General features: G+C 34.4%; 14 protein-coding genes. 5 read left to right on the plus strand and 9 right to left on the minus strand.

Annotated elements, in window-relative coordinates; genetic code table 11:
• Positions 1-37: 37 nt before the first annotated feature.
• From H603_RS0103405 to H603_RS0103420, 4 genes are all read right to left on the minus strand, one after another.
• Entirely contained in the window at positions 38-1,471 is a 1,434-nt protein-coding gene (locus H603_RS0103405; protein ID WP_026707257.1) for a TolC family protein, read from the minus strand.
• Positions 1,464-4,628: an efflux RND transporter permease subunit gene (locus H603_RS0103410; RefSeq protein ID WP_026707258.1), complete on the minus strand. Its 3,165-nt coding sequence runs from the start codon at positions 4,626-4,628 to the stop codon at positions 1,464-1,466. The genes H603_RS0103405 and H603_RS0103410 overlap by 8 nt, the downstream gene beginning before the upstream one ends.
• A 29-nt stretch (positions 4,629-4,657) precedes the next feature.
• Positions 4,658-5,740: an efflux RND transporter periplasmic adaptor subunit gene (locus tag H603_RS0103415; RefSeq protein ID WP_026707259.1), complete on the minus strand. Its 1,083-nt coding sequence runs from the start codon at positions 5,738-5,740 to the stop codon at positions 4,658-4,660.
• A 162-nt stretch (positions 5,741-5,902) separates the two neighbouring features.
• Positions 5,903-6,265, minus strand: a complete 363-nt coding sequence (locus tag H603_RS0103420; RefSeq protein ID WP_157510390.1) for a hypothetical protein — start codon at positions 6,263-6,265, stop codon at positions 5,903-5,905.
• Positions 6,266-6,712: 447 nt separating this feature from the next.
• On the opposite strand from H603_RS0103420, the gene H603_RS0103425 reads away from it, so the two are divergent.
• From H603_RS0103425 to H603_RS0103445, 5 genes are all read left to right on the plus strand, one after another.
• Positions 6,713-7,312: a nitroreductase family protein gene (locus H603_RS0103425; RefSeq protein WP_026707261.1), complete on the plus strand. Its 600-nt coding sequence runs from the start codon at positions 6,713-6,715 to the stop codon at positions 7,310-7,312.
• Between the two features lies 1 nt (position 7,313).
• Positions 7,314-8,378, plus strand: a complete 1,065-nt coding sequence (locus H603_RS0103430; protein WP_026707262.1) for an L-dopachrome tautomerase-related protein — start codon at positions 7,314-7,316, stop codon at positions 8,376-8,378.
• Positions 8,379-8,599: 221 nt separating this feature from the next.
• Positions 8,600-8,761 (plus strand): DUF1328 family protein, encoded by a 162-nt coding sequence (locus tag H603_RS17250; RefSeq protein WP_026707263.1) that lies wholly within the window; start codon positions 8,600-8,602, stop codon positions 8,759-8,761.
• Positions 8,762-8,826: 65 nt separating this feature from the next.
• Positions 8,827-9,156, plus strand: a complete 330-nt coding sequence (locus tag H603_RS0103440; protein WP_026707264.1) for a hypothetical protein — start codon at positions 8,827-8,829, stop codon at positions 9,154-9,156.
• Between the two features lie 221 nt (positions 9,157-9,377).
• A complete protein-coding gene (locus H603_RS0103445; protein ID WP_026707265.1) occupies positions 9,378-10,391 on the plus strand; it encodes a helix-turn-helix domain-containing protein in 1,014 nt (337 codons plus the stop codon).
• A 313-nt stretch (positions 10,392-10,704) separates the two neighbouring features.
• On the opposite strand, the gene H603_RS0103450 is transcribed toward H603_RS0103445, so the two are convergent.
• Genes H603_RS0103450 through H603_RS0103470 form a run of 5 tightly spaced genes read right to left on the minus strand, consistent with a single transcriptional unit; the run spans position 10,705 to position 17,282 of the window.
• Positions 10,705-11,286 (minus strand): chemotaxis protein CheB, encoded by a 582-nt coding sequence (locus tag H603_RS0103450; RefSeq protein ID WP_026707266.1) that lies wholly within the window; start codon positions 11,284-11,286, stop codon positions 10,705-10,707.
• A complete protein-coding gene (locus tag H603_RS0103455) occupies positions 11,268-12,077 on the minus strand; it encodes a CheR family methyltransferase (protein WP_026707267.1) in 810 nt (269 codons plus the stop codon). Before H603_RS0103455 ends, H603_RS0103450 begins: the two co-directional genes overlap by 19 nt.
• A gap of 9 nt (positions 12,078-12,086) precedes the next feature.
• Positions 12,087-12,464 (minus strand): response regulator, encoded by a 378-nt coding sequence (locus H603_RS0103460; RefSeq protein ID WP_035675271.1) that lies wholly within the window; start codon positions 12,462-12,464, stop codon positions 12,087-12,089.
• Positions 12,465-12,469: 5 nt separating this feature from the next.
• Positions 12,470-16,042: a response regulator gene (locus H603_RS0103465; RefSeq protein WP_026707269.1), complete on the minus strand. Its 3,573-nt coding sequence runs from the start codon at positions 16,040-16,042 to the stop codon at positions 12,470-12,472.
• A gap of 22 nt (positions 16,043-16,064) precedes the next feature.
• A complete protein-coding gene (locus H603_RS0103470; protein WP_026707270.1) occupies positions 16,065-17,282 on the minus strand; it encodes a hybrid sensor histidine kinase/response regulator in 1,218 nt (405 codons plus the stop codon).
• Positions 17,283-17,859 lie beyond the last annotated feature (577 nt).

Here is a 17,859-nt window from a genome sequence, read left to right on the forward strand (position 1 = left end):
GCCAGACATTAATTGCTGGCTCTTAATTTTAAGAATATTATCTCCATCCTCCTCCAAGATCGCGATATACGTGAACAAAGGCATTTAACTGCCGCTCTTTAGTTTCTACCAACTCTAATTTAGTATCTAGAGCGTCTCTTTGTGTCATAAGCACTTCAAAATAATCAGCACGTGCATATTTAAATAGTTCGCCCGCAACACTAATCGAAGTGTTTAATGCCGCTACTTGTTGGCTTTTCATTTGGTACTTTTTATCTAAATTATTGATATTAGCCATCTGATTGGCGACTTCAAAGTAAGCGTTCAATATAGTGCGCTCATAATTGTACAGCGCTTGAATCTGCCTTGCATTTGCCGAAGCAAATTCTGCTTTGATGGCGTTTCTATTAATTAATGGCGCTGTAATATCTCCAACCAAATTATACAATATCGACTCGGGGAATTTCAACAAGTATGAGGTTTTAAATGCTTGTAAACCATATCCCGCTGAGATTTCTAAGGACGGGTAAAATTCTGCACGAGCCACTTTTACATCTAGTTTGGCTGCAGCCAACTCTAATTCAGCTTGCTTAATATCCGGGCGATTGGCTAGCAATTGAGATGGAATACCTGCACTAGCAGCTGAGGGTAACAAATTCAAGAAGTTACTACTTTCTCGCTCAATTTTTTCAGGATAACGGCCCAGTAGAAAATTGATTTTGTTTTCAGTCTCAACTATATTTTGATTAATATCAAATTCCAAACTCTTTGACGACAGTACCTCCGCTTGAAATTTCTGGACTGCAAGTTCAGTAGCTCTAGCCGACTCTTTTTGCGCTTTTACGATTTCAAGAGCGTGCTGTTGTAAATCAATATTCTGTTTTACAATTTCTAACTGATTGTCTAGCGATTGTAGTTCGTAATAAGAATCTGCCACCTCAGCAATGAGATTGGTAATTACAAAATTCTTCCCTTCAACAGAAGCCAGATATTTTGTTACAGCAGCCTTTTTAGCATTGTGCAATTTTTTCCAAATATCTACTTCCCAGTTTGCAAATGCGCTGATATTAAAATCTGTCAAAGGATCTGGAAATTCTTTACCAGGAGCAATTTCGGTAGTTGCATCACCCGCACCTTGGCTGGTGTAACGACCTACTTTTTCAACACCAGAACCTGCCCGTAAACCTACTGAAGGGAGCAATTGTCCCTTGCGAACACGTATGTCATTCTTTGCAATTTCGATGTCCTGCAGGGTGATATTTAATTCTTGATTATTCTGTAGAGCGACTGTGATTAGTGCTGTAAGCTTAGGATCATTAAAATAGGATTCCCAATTTAAGGCAGCGACATTTACTGTGTCTTGAGACAAGCCAAAACTCTCTGGAATAGCAGTTGGTTCTGGCACAGTAGCGGCAGATGGAGCCTTACAGCTAATAATTGTAAGGCCTGTCACCATAACTACTGCGTAGCGATACATGATTGATTTATTCATGGTGATTAAATTCTTCTGTTAATGGATTTTCGTCTTCGTCTTTTGAGAGCTTGTGCTTTTCTGATATTTTAGCAAATATTAAGTATAGTCCAGGAATTAAGACCACACCACACAATGTCCCTATGAACATTCCTCCCGCCGCTGCAGTTCCTAATGTTCTATTCCCTATTTTTCCTGGATCAGAGGCCATAGAAAGCGGAATCAATCCTGCAATAAAAGCAAATGAAGTCATTAAAATAGGTCTGAAACGCACTAGCGCTCCTTCCATAGCTGCATCAAGTACGGCGACACCCTGACTGTGCTTTAATGCGGCAAATTCTACAATCAAAACGGCATTCTTACCTAGCAGACCAATAAGCATTATTAAGGAAACTTGCGCGTAAATATTATTCTCTAAACCAAATAATTTCAAAAATAAGAATGCTCCAAAAATACCTGCAGGAAGTGATAAGATTACAATTAATGGTAGTACAAAACTTTCATATTGAGCAGCAAGAACTAGGTACACAAACCCTAAACAAATGAGGAAGATGTAAATCGCTTCGTTTCCTCTTGCAACCTCATCAGCAGAAATTCCTGCCCAGTCAATCCCAAAGCCTCTAGGAAGAGTCTTAGCGGCGACTTCGTTGACAACCTGAATTGCAGTACCACTACTGTATCCTATTGCTGGTGCCCCACTAATCTCGGCAGCATTGTACATATTGTGTCTCGTAATTTCAGATAATCCGTAGACTTTTTTCATTTTCATAAATGCCGAAAAAGGAACCATTTCATCACGATTGTTTTTTACATACAATTTTAAAATATCCTCAGGTAAAGCTCTATATTGAGGCAATGCTTGTACAATTACCTTGTACTGACGGTCATATTTAATAAAATTAGTTTCGTAATTACTACCCACCAGTGTAGACAAGGTGTTCATTGCATTCTCAATGCTCACTCCTTTTTGCTGGGCAATGTCGTTGTCAATATCAAGCATGTATTGCGGAAAACTAGCACTGTAAAAAGTAAAAACCGAAGTAAGTTCAGGACGCTTTTTAAGTTCAGCAACAAACTCCTTACTTACCGTTTCCATTTTTTTATAGTCACCTGATCCTGCTTTGTCTAACAAGCGCAACTCAAATCCTCCTGCAGCTCCATAACCAGGAACAGCTGGGGGTTGGAAATATTCGATAGTAGCACCAGAGATATTTTTAGTCTCTTCTTCTAGTTGCTTGATAACTTCTTCTACATTTTCGTGACGCTCTTCCCAACTTTTAAGATTGATTAAACAAGTTCCTGTATTGGCCCCTGTTCCCTCGGTCAATATTTCGTATCCAGCCAATGCTGAAACAGACTTAACGCCATCAATTTTCTCAGCGATTTTTTGCAATTTTTCAGCAATCTCATTTGTTCTTTCTAATGACGAACCTGGAGGTGTTTGTATAATCGCGTAAAACATTCCTTGGTCCTCATTAGGAATAAATCCCGATGGTAAACTATTATTGATAAAAAATATTCCCACACAAAATGCAGCTAATACTGCAATAGTAACCGATTTTCTGTTAATGAATAAGGTCAAGACTTTTTTATACCCATGAGTAAGATCATCGAACTTTTTATTGAAACCATCTAAAAATCTATTGATTAAGTTTCGAGGGCGGGGTTTACCATGATTATTTTTTAACATCAAAGCACACAATGCTGGTGTCAATGTCAAAGCCACAATTCCCGAAAGGATAATTGCTGTAGTCATCGTAATCGAGAACTGACGGTAAAATATACCTACAGGACCTGACATAAATGCGACTGGAATAAATACGGCCGCCATCAAAAAGGTTATGGCGATAATTGCACCACCAATTTCTGACATAGCTTTTTTAGTTGCTTTTCTTGGCGAAAGATGCTCCTCCTCCATCTTAGCGTGAACCGCTTCAATAACTACGATGGCATCATCTACCACCACTCCAATCGCTAAGACTAATGCAAATAAAGTGATCAAGTTAATGGTAATCCCAAAAAGCTGCATGAATGCAAATGTTCCTACTAAGGATACGGGTACTGCAATAGCTGGAATAACTGTTGATCGCCAATCTCCTAAGAAAATAAACACAACCAAACCTACTAATATAAAAGCTTCAACAAGCGTGTGAATAACTTTTTCGATAGAAGCATCTAAGAATTTAGACACATCATAACTAATTTCGTAATCCATCCCTTTTGGAAACGATTTTTTAAGGTCGGCTAGTTTGGCTTTCACATCTGTAATTACCTGACTTGCATTACTCCCGTAAGACTGTTTTATAGTAATCGCAGCCGAAGGCTTTCCATCTATACTCGAATAAATATCATACATCGAACTACCAAATTCCACATCGGCTACATCTTTTAATCGCAGGAGTTCTCCATTTTCACCAGCGCGAACAACAATATTCTCATAGCCGTCTTTTGTAGTAAAACGCCCCTTGTATTTTAGTACGTATTCGAATGCTTGTGATCGCTTACCAGAACTTTCACCTGTTTTTCCAGGAGAAGCTTCTAAACTTTGGTTGCTCAATGACTCCAAAACTTCTTCAGCAGAAATTTTGAAAGAAAGCATGCGGTCAGGTTTCAGCCAAATACGCATGGCATAATCACGATTTCCCAAAATATCTGCAACACCTACTCCATTAACACGCTTTAAATCAGATAAAATATTGATGTCAGCATAGTTGTAAAGAAACTTTTGATTGGTATTTGGGTCCGTGCTAAATAAATTGACATACAAAAGCATGTTAGGCTCTTCACGTGTGATTTTTAATCCCTCACGCACTACTAATGGTGGCAACTTATTGATTACAGATGCCACACGGTTTTGAACATTAATTGCAGCTTGGTTAGGATCAGTACCTAAATTAAAAACGACTTGCACAGACGCTTCTCCATCATTTCCCGCATCTGAAGTTATGTACTTCATTCCCGGAACACCATTTAAAGCACGCTCCAATGGAATTACAACCGCTTTAACCATCAACTCCCCATTAGCTCCAGGATAATCAGCGGTAATATTCACCTTAGGCGGCGAAATTGCAGGAAACTGCGTCACCGGAAGACCAGTCATTGCCAGTACTCCCAAAAAGACGATAACTAGCGATATCACTATCGAAAGTACTGGTCTTTGTATAAATTTATCAAACATTTTTTCTGTTTTTTATTTGGTTAAACCAACTATTCTGCGTGAAGTCTCAAACTATTTAACACCTTACTTGGTTTTAAAAAGTCATATTGAATGGTATCGTTTTCATTTGCTTTTTGAATACCGTCAAATACGATTTTATCGTTTACGGTTATTCCCGATTCGATAACATACAAATCAGGCATTTCTCCTTTTACCACAATCTCTCTAGATTTGATAACATTGTTTTTGTTTACAATAAAAACATACTTTTTATCTTGTATTTCGTAGGTAGCTTTTTGTGGAATAACTAAGGCTTGGTGTAAGGGTACCACCATCATAACAGAACCAGTTTCGCCATTACGCAGCAGTTTATCTGGGTTAGGGAAGCGTGACCTAAAAGCTATATTCCCTGTTTCATTATCGAATTCTCCTTCGACTAACTCTACTTTTCCTGCTTGTTTTAATATATCCCCATTTGCTAATTTCAAGTTGACTTTAGTATCGGCTCTATTTTTAAAATCTGTTTCATAACTCAAATATTCAGGCTCAGAAACATTGAAATAAGCAAACATTTCGCTATTATCCGAGAGGCTTGTTAGTAACTCACCTTCGTCAATTAGGCTTCCTAATTTTTTAGGTATTCTATCAATCGTACCTGAAAAGGGAGCTCTTATTTCAGTAAAAGACAAGTGAAGTTTAGCTACAGCAACCTGCGCTCTAGCTTGTTGTAAATTGGCACTTGCAACCGCCTGTTCATTCTTAGAGATAATGTTTTTATCTGCTAGATTTTTGGTGTTTTGGAATTCAATTTCAGCAGATTTAGCTTCCGCTTGTGCTTTTAATAATTCGGCTTCGTACATTTTGGGCATGATTCTAAAAAGTAATTGCCCTTGTTTTACATATTGCCCTTCATCGACATAAATTTTCTGTAGAAAGCCTTTTTCTTGTGCTCTAATTTCGATGTTTTGCACCGATTTAATTTGAGAAACATACTGCTTTGTAAATGAGGTGTCAATAACTGCAGGACTTGTTACAGTGTATTTTATAGGTGCTTCTTTTTCTTCCTTTTTAGAATTACAACTCACAAGGAAACTTGCGGCCAATAAGCCAGTAATCATGATGATTTTTTTCATGGTATTCAATAGTAATTTAGCAATGAAATGATTGAGACGTAGCGATCTCTCTTCGTTTTTAAATAGTGATTGCCAAAAAAAACTAACGCATAGTATAGCAAGGCGCTATGATGCGATACAAAATTATAAATAGGGATTTTGGCAATTAAAAAAACGTATTGCTCAAATTCTTAAAACTTGAAGTCTAAAAAATGTAGGTGAAGAATAACCACAAAAATGTGCGTGTTGATTTTGAGTAGTAAGTACTTTAGTTTTTAAATCAAGTGAGATAAAAGCATGATACCATGCTTGTGTACTACTAGTACTAACAGCAGCTAAATTTTTATCAGTGTTGGATTTATTATTTGCGCCAAAATTGCAGTCGTCTTCTGTATCAGTATCTGCATCTTCAATTAAGTCGCTATCCTGATCTTTATGGAAAAATTTTATTTGTGGATTTTTTGTAAGTGTTGCTTTTATACAATTTACTTGAAGTGGATGCATTGTAGCCGCATGCATAGTTGTTCCTCCGCAGAAAAGCAGCATACTGAAATATATTAGAAACAAGGCTATTCTCATCAGCTATTCGCTTTTTTTAACAATATGAGTGTAAAAAATTTAAAGTATAAGAAGGTCCGAAACTATCTTGTGAAATTTTTATCAAAAGTATATTGAAATATGTAAAGAAAAATAGTTTTTAATACTATTTTAAGAATAAAATTTGTTATAATTTTTCAAAGCATTCTCCCTTGATTCCTTTTACCAACTTATACGATATTATATTTTCGAAATTAACATGTAGCAATTAGATAAATATTTAACAATCAATAAATTAAAAAATATTCATAGTTAGAAAAACCAGTATATAGGTAAAAATAGTCCTGATAATTAAATCAGAAAATAGTGTTAAAAACGGTTAAAGTGGATATCCTATAACATTGTTAAAGTACCATGTATGTACATTTACAGTATAAAACAATAAAAATTACGCATATGGAATTCATAAATGCAATGAGAAAACGCTACAGTACAAAGAAGTATGATGCGACAAAAAAAATAAATGCAAAATTAATTGAAGAACTTAAAGAGATACTTGTTTTGAGTCCGTCTTCTATTAATAGTCAGCCATGGCAGTTTCAGTTCGTTTCTTATCCAGAGATCAAGAAAGAATTAGCCGCAGCTTCTTTATTCAATGAGGAAAAAATAAACCAATGTGATACTTTAGTTGTTTTCAATTCTATCTATGATGTGGAGGTATTCGAAAAGCAAATTAAGGAGAACTTGCCGCAGTCGGCAATTGATTATTACAATACTCATTTAAAGCAATTAACGCATGATGAATTGAGAGTATGGTTTGACAAGCAGGTATATCTATCATTAGGCATTTTATTAGCCGCATGCGCTCAAATGGAAATCGACGCGACACCCATGGAAGGTATCGAAGCAGAGAAATACCACCAAATATTAAAAATGGACGGATATACAAGCTTATTTGCTGTTGCAATAGGATATAGAGATGCCGATGACAAAAATCAACCTAGCCATAAACCAAAATCAAGATTAGCGCAAGAAGCTATTGTAAAAACAATATAATATGAAAAAAGTACTATTAATAGCTTTAAGCATTGCTAGCTTGACTAGCTGTAAGAAAGAAGTAAAGAAAAATACAGAAACTAAAGAAAAAGTTATTGTAGCTCCCACGGTTACAGAAATTGCTTCCTTTAAAGGGCAACAAGTCACTGGGGTTACTGTAAGTACAGATGGAAGAGTTTTTGTGAATTTTCCAAGATGGCGTCAAGGTGTGACTGCAGCAGTAGCTGAAGTAAAAAAGGGTAAGCCAAGTGCATTTCCTAATGATAGTTGGAACAACTGGGAGATAGGAAAAAAAGTGTCTGATTCGGTTTTTGTTGCTGTGCAATCAGTAGTTGCATTCGAAAATGATCTTTATGTTTTAGATACTAGAAATCCAGAATTTAAAGGTGTTATTGCCCCACCCAAATTATTTGTTTTTGATTTATCGACAAACAAACTTAAAAAAACATATACTTTTCCTGAGAGCAGTTACCACAAAGATTCATATATAAATGATTTAAGAGTAGATAAGGAAAACGGAAGTATTTACCTAACCGATTCTGGACATGCAGGTTTGATTGTTTTGAATATGGAAACTACAGAAGCAAAAAGAGTATTGGATAATAACATTGCTACAAAAGCAGAAGTAGATCACTTAACTATCGATGGTCAAGCTTTTACAAACGTAGTTCACTCAGATGGTATTGCGCTAAACCCACTGGATAAAAAACTATACTTTCACGCACTTTCTGGTTATACTTTATATGCGATCGATCCGTTGGTATTAATACATGGTACAGATAAAGAGATAGCACAATCTGTTGAAAAGATAGCAAAAACATCTGCTCCAGACGGAATGATTTATAATAGTAATGGTGATCTGTATTATGGTGATCTTGAGCAAAACGCAATCATGAAGAGAGATGTAAATGGCGTAATATCAATATTTGTTAAAGGAGATGAGGTAAAATGGCCTGACACCTTTAGTATTCATAATAATACATTGTATTACACAAACTCTCGCATAAGTGAAGTTAATGGTCCTATCGACGGAATGTCGTTTACAGTTAATACCGTGAAACTCTAGATTAAATAATTAAGACATTAGTTCCAAATCTAGTATTGCAGCCTATGCAGTACTAGATTTTTTTTTGTTCGAATAATTCCCTACAAGTTATCAATAAACATAGGCATAATTGAACTCGATTGCGTCAATAATGAAATTTATTGAGTTAAGAAGCCAGCGAAATCAGTTGCATCTTTGTAATAACAAAACAAACGTTATATATTAACTAAAAATCAAATATCATGTTAAAGTGGACAGTAATTTTTATAATTCTAGCTATAGTAGCGGGAATTTTCGGATTTGGAGGAATAGCTGCAGGAGCTGCAGGAATCGCTAAAGTATTATTTTTTATATTCATCGTATTATTTATTCTTTCGCTTATTAGCGGTAGAGGAAAAGTATAATTATAAAAAGCTCTTCTTTAAGTTTATTTTAAAGAAGAGCTTTTTAATTTAAAACACAAAACGTTATGGAAGAATATGCTAAACACGAAATTGGGTATATTAAGAGATACGAAGCCATAGGATACACAACAAACTTTCTATTTCAAAAAGATGGCTTAGTTGATACCGAGTCTAAGTACAAATACCAACCAAATGAATTATTTATTGTAGCGCAGCATCGATATGAAGGAATGAGTAATCCAGAGGATATGTCGATTCTTTATATTATCGAAACTGCAGATGCTGTAAAAGGAACTTACCTATTAGGATACGGTCCAACAGCAGATCTAGAAGCTGCCGAATTTTTTAATGAAATTCCAGAGGAAAATTGTTCAGATAAGGCTGCATTAGAATAGCAATAAATAGTCGATACACATAACAAGCTGTTAATCAATACTAAAAAAGTAGATTAACAGCTTTTTTACTGCAATAAAGGGACATAAATTAAAATAATGAAACATTAGTTAAAAATACTATAACGAAAGGCAGCACGTTTATGACGAATTTTGAAATATCAAAAAACAATACTTGCACACAGTGCTAAAGTAATATAGTTCGAAATTTAAAACAGCTTCTAATGAAAAATATAACTATCAAATCGGGAAATATTAAAGACTTTATTGTTGACCTTAAAAATAATTTTGATGGTATATTAGGTTTAGACATGAATGAATACCAACTTAAGTTAGATACTGAATTAGTCACAGGAACTATCGAGGCTACTTCATATCAAGATGACTTGAGTTATTTTGATTTTGACATTAAGTTTCTAGAGGATGTGAAATTAAGTATTAAATCTGATGGTGCCTCTCCTACTTACTTTGCATATTGCTTATCTGGTTCATTAGAGCACACTTTTGGTAAAAAAGAGAATGTAAATACTATTTCGGCAAATCAAAATGCTGTAATCAATACTGTAGAAGATACGATAAATGTTTTTTACTTTAAAAAAGATGTGGCAGTAAAATTATCGATTATCAGCGTAGGCAATACTATTAATGAGGACGAAGATTCTTTAAATTCGAAAATAAAGAAAACCTTTCTTAACAAGGCAGAGAACTTTGCACATGTAGGTATCCAACACATTACTATTGCACAAAAGGTTTCGCAACTTAGAGCAATCAACCAGAAAGGGATTGTACGTGATTTACTTAAAAAAGGACTATTACAAATAATTGTAGCCATGGAAATCGAACACCATACAAATAGCTATTCAGCAACTGAATCGGTAGTGAACTGTTTAACTCTAAAACAAATCGAACAAATAAAAATGCTTTCTGATGCAATTCAAAAAGATCCTGCTGAACAGTATTCTATAAAATCATTAGCAAAGCAAACAGGTTTATCACCAAATAAATTACAAGAGGGATTTAAAATGATTCACAATCACACTGTGAACGATTTTATAACCATGATGCGAATTGAAAAGGCAGAAAAATTAATTAGAAATACTGATTTAAACATCTCTGAAATTGTTTATTCTATAGGATTTACTAGCAGAAGTTATTTTTCAAAAATATTTAAAGAAAAATACAATTGCACACCTAAAGAATACAAATACAGTCAAAATTCGTTAGCTATTACAGCTTAATATATATGATTTCAGAGGTTTAAAAATATCAAATTTCGAACCTCTGAAAAGTTTAAAATTCGTTAGCTTTTAAAGCGTACTATATATTTTTTTCATGAGTAAAAAGATTACTTTTTGCTCATGAAAGTTTAAAATTAGCCAGCTAGTTTAGCACATCATATACTTATTTTCAGGAATTAAATCTTTTAAAATTCCTGAAAAACTGAAATTCGTTAGCTTGTAAGCACTCCATAAATTACATAAAAAAACAGCTTTTAGATAAAAGCTGTTTTTTTATATGTGTAATTTTGAAATGTAGTTTTAAATTTAATTATTATTGAATACTATTAATGAAATCAATAATTTCTTCAACCGTTAATATGTAATCTGGTTTGGCAAATTTTATTGCATTTAGTGGCATAAAAGGTGTTTCTGCAGTTTCGGGATCTTGTGCTATAATTGTTCCTCCCATTTCTTTAATAATTTGCATCCCTTTTGTCCCATCGGCATTTGCACCAGAAAGCAATATACCTAAAACTTTAGATTTATATATTTCTGCAGCAGATTCAAAAGAGACATCAATACTAGGTCTACTATAGTTCACTTTTTCAGAAGCGTCTAGCGAAATGTAATTGTCTTTTTCGAAAAGTAAATGATAGTCCGACGGAGCAATATAAATATTTCCAGGCACAAGTAAAACCTTATCTTCAACTTCCCTTACATTCACCGTAGACTTGAGATCAATAAGCTGTTCTAAGGTTTTGTCTTCGGTGCTTTTACGATGTAAAACAATCACAAAGGCAAAGGGCAACTGGACATTTAATAAAGGTAAGATTTTCATAAGTACCTGTAAACTTCCTGCTGATCCGCCTAGGATAACAACATCAAATTTACCCACTACTTTAGTTTCCTCCATACTTTTTCTTTATTAACTTGAACATACTTGTCACTGATTGAAGCAAATTTAAGTGTTTCTTTACTTCCTAAGGCAAGGTATCCTAAAGTAGACAAACTACCATCAAACAAAGTTATTGCACGCTCTTGCAAATCTTTATCAAAATAGATTAAGACGTTGCGGCACAAGATAAGATCAAATTCATTAAATGATCCATCAGAAACCAAATTATGTTGTGAAAAAACCATGCGTTCCGAGAATTCATCGTTGAACTTCGCCACGCCATAATTTGCTATATAATAATTTGAAAAATCATTTTTACCTCCTGAGTTGCGGTAGTTCTCAGCATATTGTTTGATTAACTGTAAACCAAAAACGCCTTTTTTTGCACGCTCGAGCACTTTTGCATTTATATCTGTAGCGTAGATAATTGCTTTCTGTAATAAGTTGGCTTCCTTTAATAAAATTGCCATCGAAAAAACCTCTTCCCCTGTAGAACATCCTGCGTGCCAAATCCTGATAAACGGTTTGGCGGCAAGATTTGGTAAAACTTCATCTTTTAAAATTTTGTAAAAAGAAGGGTCACGAAACATCTCGGTAACGTTCACAGTGATTTCCTCTACTAATCTCTTATAATACTCAGGTTCTGACCTTATTTTTGAAAGAAAATCTGAGAACCGTTGAAAACCATCTAGCTGATAGATACGGTCTACCCTGCGCTTTAAAGACGCTCTTGAATAGCTCCCAAAGTCGAAACCGTAGTATTCATAAACTACATTTATAAGTGTCTCTAATTGTAAATCCTCAATCATAAAGCGTTCTTATATATTGCTTAGCGATGCCAATAATTTGTCAACATCAACTGGTTTAGAAATGTAATCATCGGCACCAGCTTCTAAACATTTTTCTCTATCACCAACCATCGCTTGCGCAGTTACAGATACTATATATGTATTGGCTCTAGAAGAAATATTCTTAATCAAAGGAATAGCTTCGTACCCATCAATATCGGGCATCATCATATCGATAAGTACGGCATCAATAGGCTCATCTGTCCTTAAAATGTCTAAGGCTTCTTGCGCACTTAGGCAAGACAAGCATTCAAACTTGCGTGAGCGTAAAGTAGCTGATAATGCAAAGATATTACGTGCATCATCATCAACAATCAAAATTCGTTTTTTAGTCTTTTCTACTTCCATTATATTTAAAAATTATCATAAAGCCATACTCGTAGTAAAGACAGTAACTGATCGATATCTACCGGTTTTGTAATATAATCTGACGCACCTGCTTGGATGCATTTCTCTCTATCGCCTGTCATCGCTTTTGCAGTTACGGCAATTACGGGAAGGTTCTTTAATTTCTCATTCTGTCTAATAATTCCAGCGGTTTCATAACCATCCATATTAGGCATCATCATATCAAGTAAAACAACGTCTACTTGCGGATTCTCATCTAACATTTTTAGCGCTTCCTTACCATCGATAGCAGTGATTACATTCATCTCAAAAACTTCCAAAGCTTTTGTAAGAGAATAAATATTACGCACATCATCATCGACAACTAATACTGTTTTATCCTTAAGAATATTGTTTAACAAACTTTTCTTCTTATAAATGTCTTTCTTGCTGCCGTCATCTTCCTTATTCTCCTCAACTAAATGTAAAAATAGGGAAACCTCATCAAGCATCCTCTGGTAAGAATGCGCTGTTTTAACAACAATTGAGTCAGCATACTTTTTAATTTTGAGCTCTTCCTTCATCGACAAGCTCTTTCCTGTAAAAACAATTACAGGCAAATTTTCAAGGCCGTTATTCTTTTTAACCTCTTCTAATATCTCATAAGCCTTAGCATCTGGAATTCCCATGTCGAGAATAACGCAATCAATTTCTTTTTGGCTTAAAGCCGAAACACCTTGACTAACTTCACTCTTAATTTCTGACTTGATACTGTATGACTCTAAGAAATACGACAGAGCTTCAGCATGTTTAGGATTGTCTTCGATAATTAAAACCTTTTGCGACTCCTTATTAATAATTTGCTCAATATGCTTGAAGATCTCAGGCATTTTTTCGAATGCTACTGGTTTGTTCAAGAAGTTAACCGCACCTTTTAATAAACTTTCTTGTTTTAATTGATGCGATGACATAATGTGCACCGGAATATGTTTTGTTCTCCAGTTCGCTTTTAGCTCTTCCATTACTTGCCAACCGTTCTTAATAGGCAACTGAATGTCTAATAGAATTCCTACCGGATTGTATAGCAAAGCATAATTTAAGGCATAATCACCCCTTACGGTAACTACTCCTTTATACCCTCTTTGACGACTAAAGCTAAGTAGCGATTTTGCAAAATTCACATCATCTTCCACTATTAAAATCACCTTATCATGCTCGTTGATATCATCTCTATCATCTGGAACATCTTCGGGTATAGTAAGACTTAGGTACTTATTTGTCTCTTGTTCTTTTACAATTGTAGTTATTTTTTCTAATGGAGTTATGACAACTTCTTCTTCTTGAACTTGCTCACCTTCTCGACCTACTATAGGAATCGCAAGAGTGAATTCACTTCCCTCTCCTACAGTGCTTTTAAGCTTGATTTCTCCCTGTAATAGTTTAGCCAATTCTCTACTGATTGATAACCCTAATCCAGTTCCACCATACTTTCTTTTAGTAGACCCATCTGCTTGCTGAAAAGCTTCAAATACTAAAGGTTGCTTCTCTAATGGAATTCCTATTCCTGTATCTTTTACAGTAAATAAAATCATTTTTGGATCGTGAATATCTGTTTTCACCTCTAATGTTACACTACCTTTTGATGTGAATTTAATAGCATTTGAAATCAAGTTTTTCAAGATTTGCTCTAATCGCATCTTGTCTGTCTTGATCACTGCGGGTGCATCACTATTGATGATAGAAAATTCAATTTTCTTATCTTTGGCAACTTCAGTAAACAAGCCTTTTAAGCCATCTGTAATATTACTAGTAGGAACTTGATCTAACTCTAATTCCATTTTTCCAGCTTCGATTTTAGATAAATCTAATATTTCGTCAATTAATCCTAATAAACCATTTCCTGAACTTTGAATTACTTTAGCAAATTCAATTTGCTCCAAATTCATATTACTGTCGTTATTTTCAGAAAGTAAGCGGCTTAGTAGCAAAATTGAATTTAAAGGCGTGCGCAACTCATGTGACATATTTGCCAAGAACTCAGACTTATAACGCGTTGTTAATTCTAGGTCTTCTGATTTTTTTTGAATTTCAGAATTTTTCTCTTCTAGCAATACGCTGCGTTCAGCAAGCTCCTCATTAGTTTGTTGTAATTCTTCTTGCTGTACTCTCAGCTCTTCTTCTGAAGCCTGTAATTTTTCTGTCTGCGTTTCTAGTTCCGCATTGATTGCTTCCATTTCACTATGCTGTAAGCGCAATTCTTCAGATTGTGATTGCGTTTCCTCGAGTAATTCGATAACACGTTTTCTATTTTGCGTAGCTTTAATAGCGATACCAATGTTGCTAGCAACACTAGTTAAAAATTCTATTTGTATCGAGGTAAATCCTTTAACGCTGGCTAATTCTATTACACCTTCTACTTTATTATCTAATAAAGGCACAGCAATTATTTGAGATGGTTTCACCTCTCCTAATCCATAAGATACCGCAATATTAGTATCTGAAAGCTGATCTAACGAAATTATTTTTCTAGAGATAGCGGCTTGTCCCGTGATTCCTTGACCCATTTTAAGTCGCTCTTGACTCTTACTAGGAATATAGCTGTAGCCAGCTGCTTTCACTAGTTCGTCACCCTCAGCGGTGTAAATTAGTCCAGCACTACTGTTGCTATATACTGCAACAAACTCGATAATATCTTTAGTTAAGATGCTTAATTTTTTCTCGCCAAGCATGATATTATTTAGCTGCGCTATACCTGTTTGTAACCACTCCTTATGAGAAAGTAACTCAAAGGATTTCTTCAATGATTTACCCATATTATTTAGGGAAACTCCCACACTGCCTAAAGCATCGCTTTGATTATCGGTCACTGAAATTGAATAATCTCCATCAGAAAGTTGAGAGGCTATACTGCTAATTGCCTTGATGCGTTCAGCAGTTTCTGCGTCACGTCTAAGCAGTTCCTCTTGTAATAGCGATCTTTCTTTATAGTCCTTCAGTATTCTAACCACCATTAAAACAGTAATAATAATCGCAATTAAAGATGCCACAATTATTAAAATTGAGCTATAATTCCCATAACGTTGAGAGTTATCTGTTCGCATTTTTAACAAGCCTTGCTCGTGCTGCTCAATACGTTTTACAATTACTTTAATTTGGTCCATTAACGATTTTCCCGTGTCAAGATCATAAGCCTGAAGATTGACCCCCATCCTACGGTCGTTAACACGATAACGTAAAAAATTGAAAAATTTAAGTCGAATAGGCTTCAGCTCCTTTAAATTATTTTGCTGAATGGGGTTGTCTAAGGTTAATTCCTCTATTTTCTCAAAAGCAGCATTTGAAACTTCTAGAGATTGGTCAAAATGACTTAAGTAATCCTCTCTTCCAGTAATGAGAAACCCTCTCATACTTGTTTGCGCTTCTACGAGATTATTAGCACCTTCATTGAGATTATAGATAACCTCTTGGGTATGGTTAACCCATGAATTACTATTTAATAAACTTTTAATACTTATAAAAGAGGCCAGTGAACTAACCATTAATATCACCATCGAGATAGATGAGCTGATATATACATTTCTCTTAAAATTGTTTTTCATAGACCTTTTAACCTGTTATTATTTATTCTGTAAATTGCAATGGTAAAATCATTATAAAGCTTGCTCCCGCTCCTACTTGGCTTTTAGCGGTAATCAATCCATTGTGCTTTTCAATAATCTTCTTAGCAATAGCTAAACCTATTCCGGTACCTTCATATACTTTTCGATCACTAAGACTTTGAAAGATCATAAAAATCTTGTTCAAATATTGATCATCAAACCCAATACCATTGTCCTTTACCGTGATGCGACAGTAGCTTCCTTCCTCATTTATATTGCTATTAAAATCCCTGCTTTCAATTATCTCTGAACTCACATCAATCATAGGTGTAACTTCATCGTTAGTGAATTTCAATGAATTTCCTATCAAGTTTTGAAACACCTGCCTAAGCTGTGTAGGTATCCCTTGAATTGTTGGCAATTTATTAATATTTATGATTGCTTTTTTAGTTTCTGTCAAATAATCAAAATCAATTAACACTTCCTCAATTAAATCATTTAGATTGACTTTTTCGGGAGTTACTTTTGCAGACAATCTTGAGTACTCTAATAAATCAGAAATTAGATTTTGCATTCTATCAGCAGCCTTTACGGTGCGATTTACATAATCAGTCCCTTTATCATCACTAACAAGATAGCGGTCTTTAATTATATTAATGAAGATTTGTATTTTACGCAGTGGCTCTTTTAAATCATGTGATACAACCCATGAGAACTGCTGCAATTCATGATTACGCAATTCTAGCTCTTCATTTTTTGCCACTAACTCTTTAGTGCGTTCTTTAATCTTAACTTCTAAATTTTCTTGAGCTTCCTTTCTAATTTCCACTTCCTTAGAAAGCAAGTCTTTAATATCTAGTAATTCTTTTTGTTGTTGGTATATTTTTAGGAAAGTTTTAACTTTAAGTATAAGTAAATCTGAATCTACAGGTTTTGTAATGTAGTCTACTCCACCTGTTTCATACCCCTTTGAAATAAATCTCTTTTGTTTATTTACTGCAGATAAAAAGATCACGGGAATATCCTTTGTTCGGTTATTACCTGCCAATATTTCTGCAACTTCAAAGCCATCCATTCCAGGCATTTGAACATCCATGATAATAAGACTATAGTTGTACTTCAAGATTTTCTTCAAAGCTTCTTCACCTGATTCGGCGGTGTCAACTTCAAGATTGTGAAGTTCCAATATTTTTTTTAAAGCAATTATATTGGCATTTATATCATCTACGATTAGTATCATAATTTTTATTTCAGGTGTTTTTGTATCTCACAAAAACGGTGCATTAAGTGGTAGCAATTTTTACATAAATTGTGAAACAAAATCAAACTTATTAATTGCCTATTCAGAAAAAATTATAAATTCACACCACTTGGTTCATTGTGATTTAAACTGTGGTGAAATTCTTTCATTATTCTCTGTACAAATAAGTCTACTTTATCGGCTCAAAAATAAATAAAAGAACTTATAAATTGTTGTAATATTAGGTGAATTTGTTGTAAAATCATCATGATATAAAAATAATATTTTTTGACATTATAATCTTATAACTTTTTATTAAAATTGTATAAATAAAAACACATTTGTTGTCAAAACGCCTATAAAATATATGCTTGGCAAAGATTTGCCTTAAATTCATAATGATGCTAAAATGTATAGTCTAATGAATGAAAAGTAACTACACACTCGGATTTTCTAGGTCAAAATCAATACTTTCCAATACATAAATTAGATAAAAATATCGCTCTATAATAAAGACAAAACCAACCATTATTTTTCTTAAATTTGCACCAGAAAACATATTACTTTATCTACTATA

Origin of the sequence: Flavobacterium frigidarium DSM 17623, from assembly GCF_000425505.1 — a bacterium.
Classification (GTDB): domain Bacteria; phylum Bacteroidota; class Bacteroidia; order Flavobacteriales; family Flavobacteriaceae; genus Flavobacterium; species Flavobacterium frigidarium.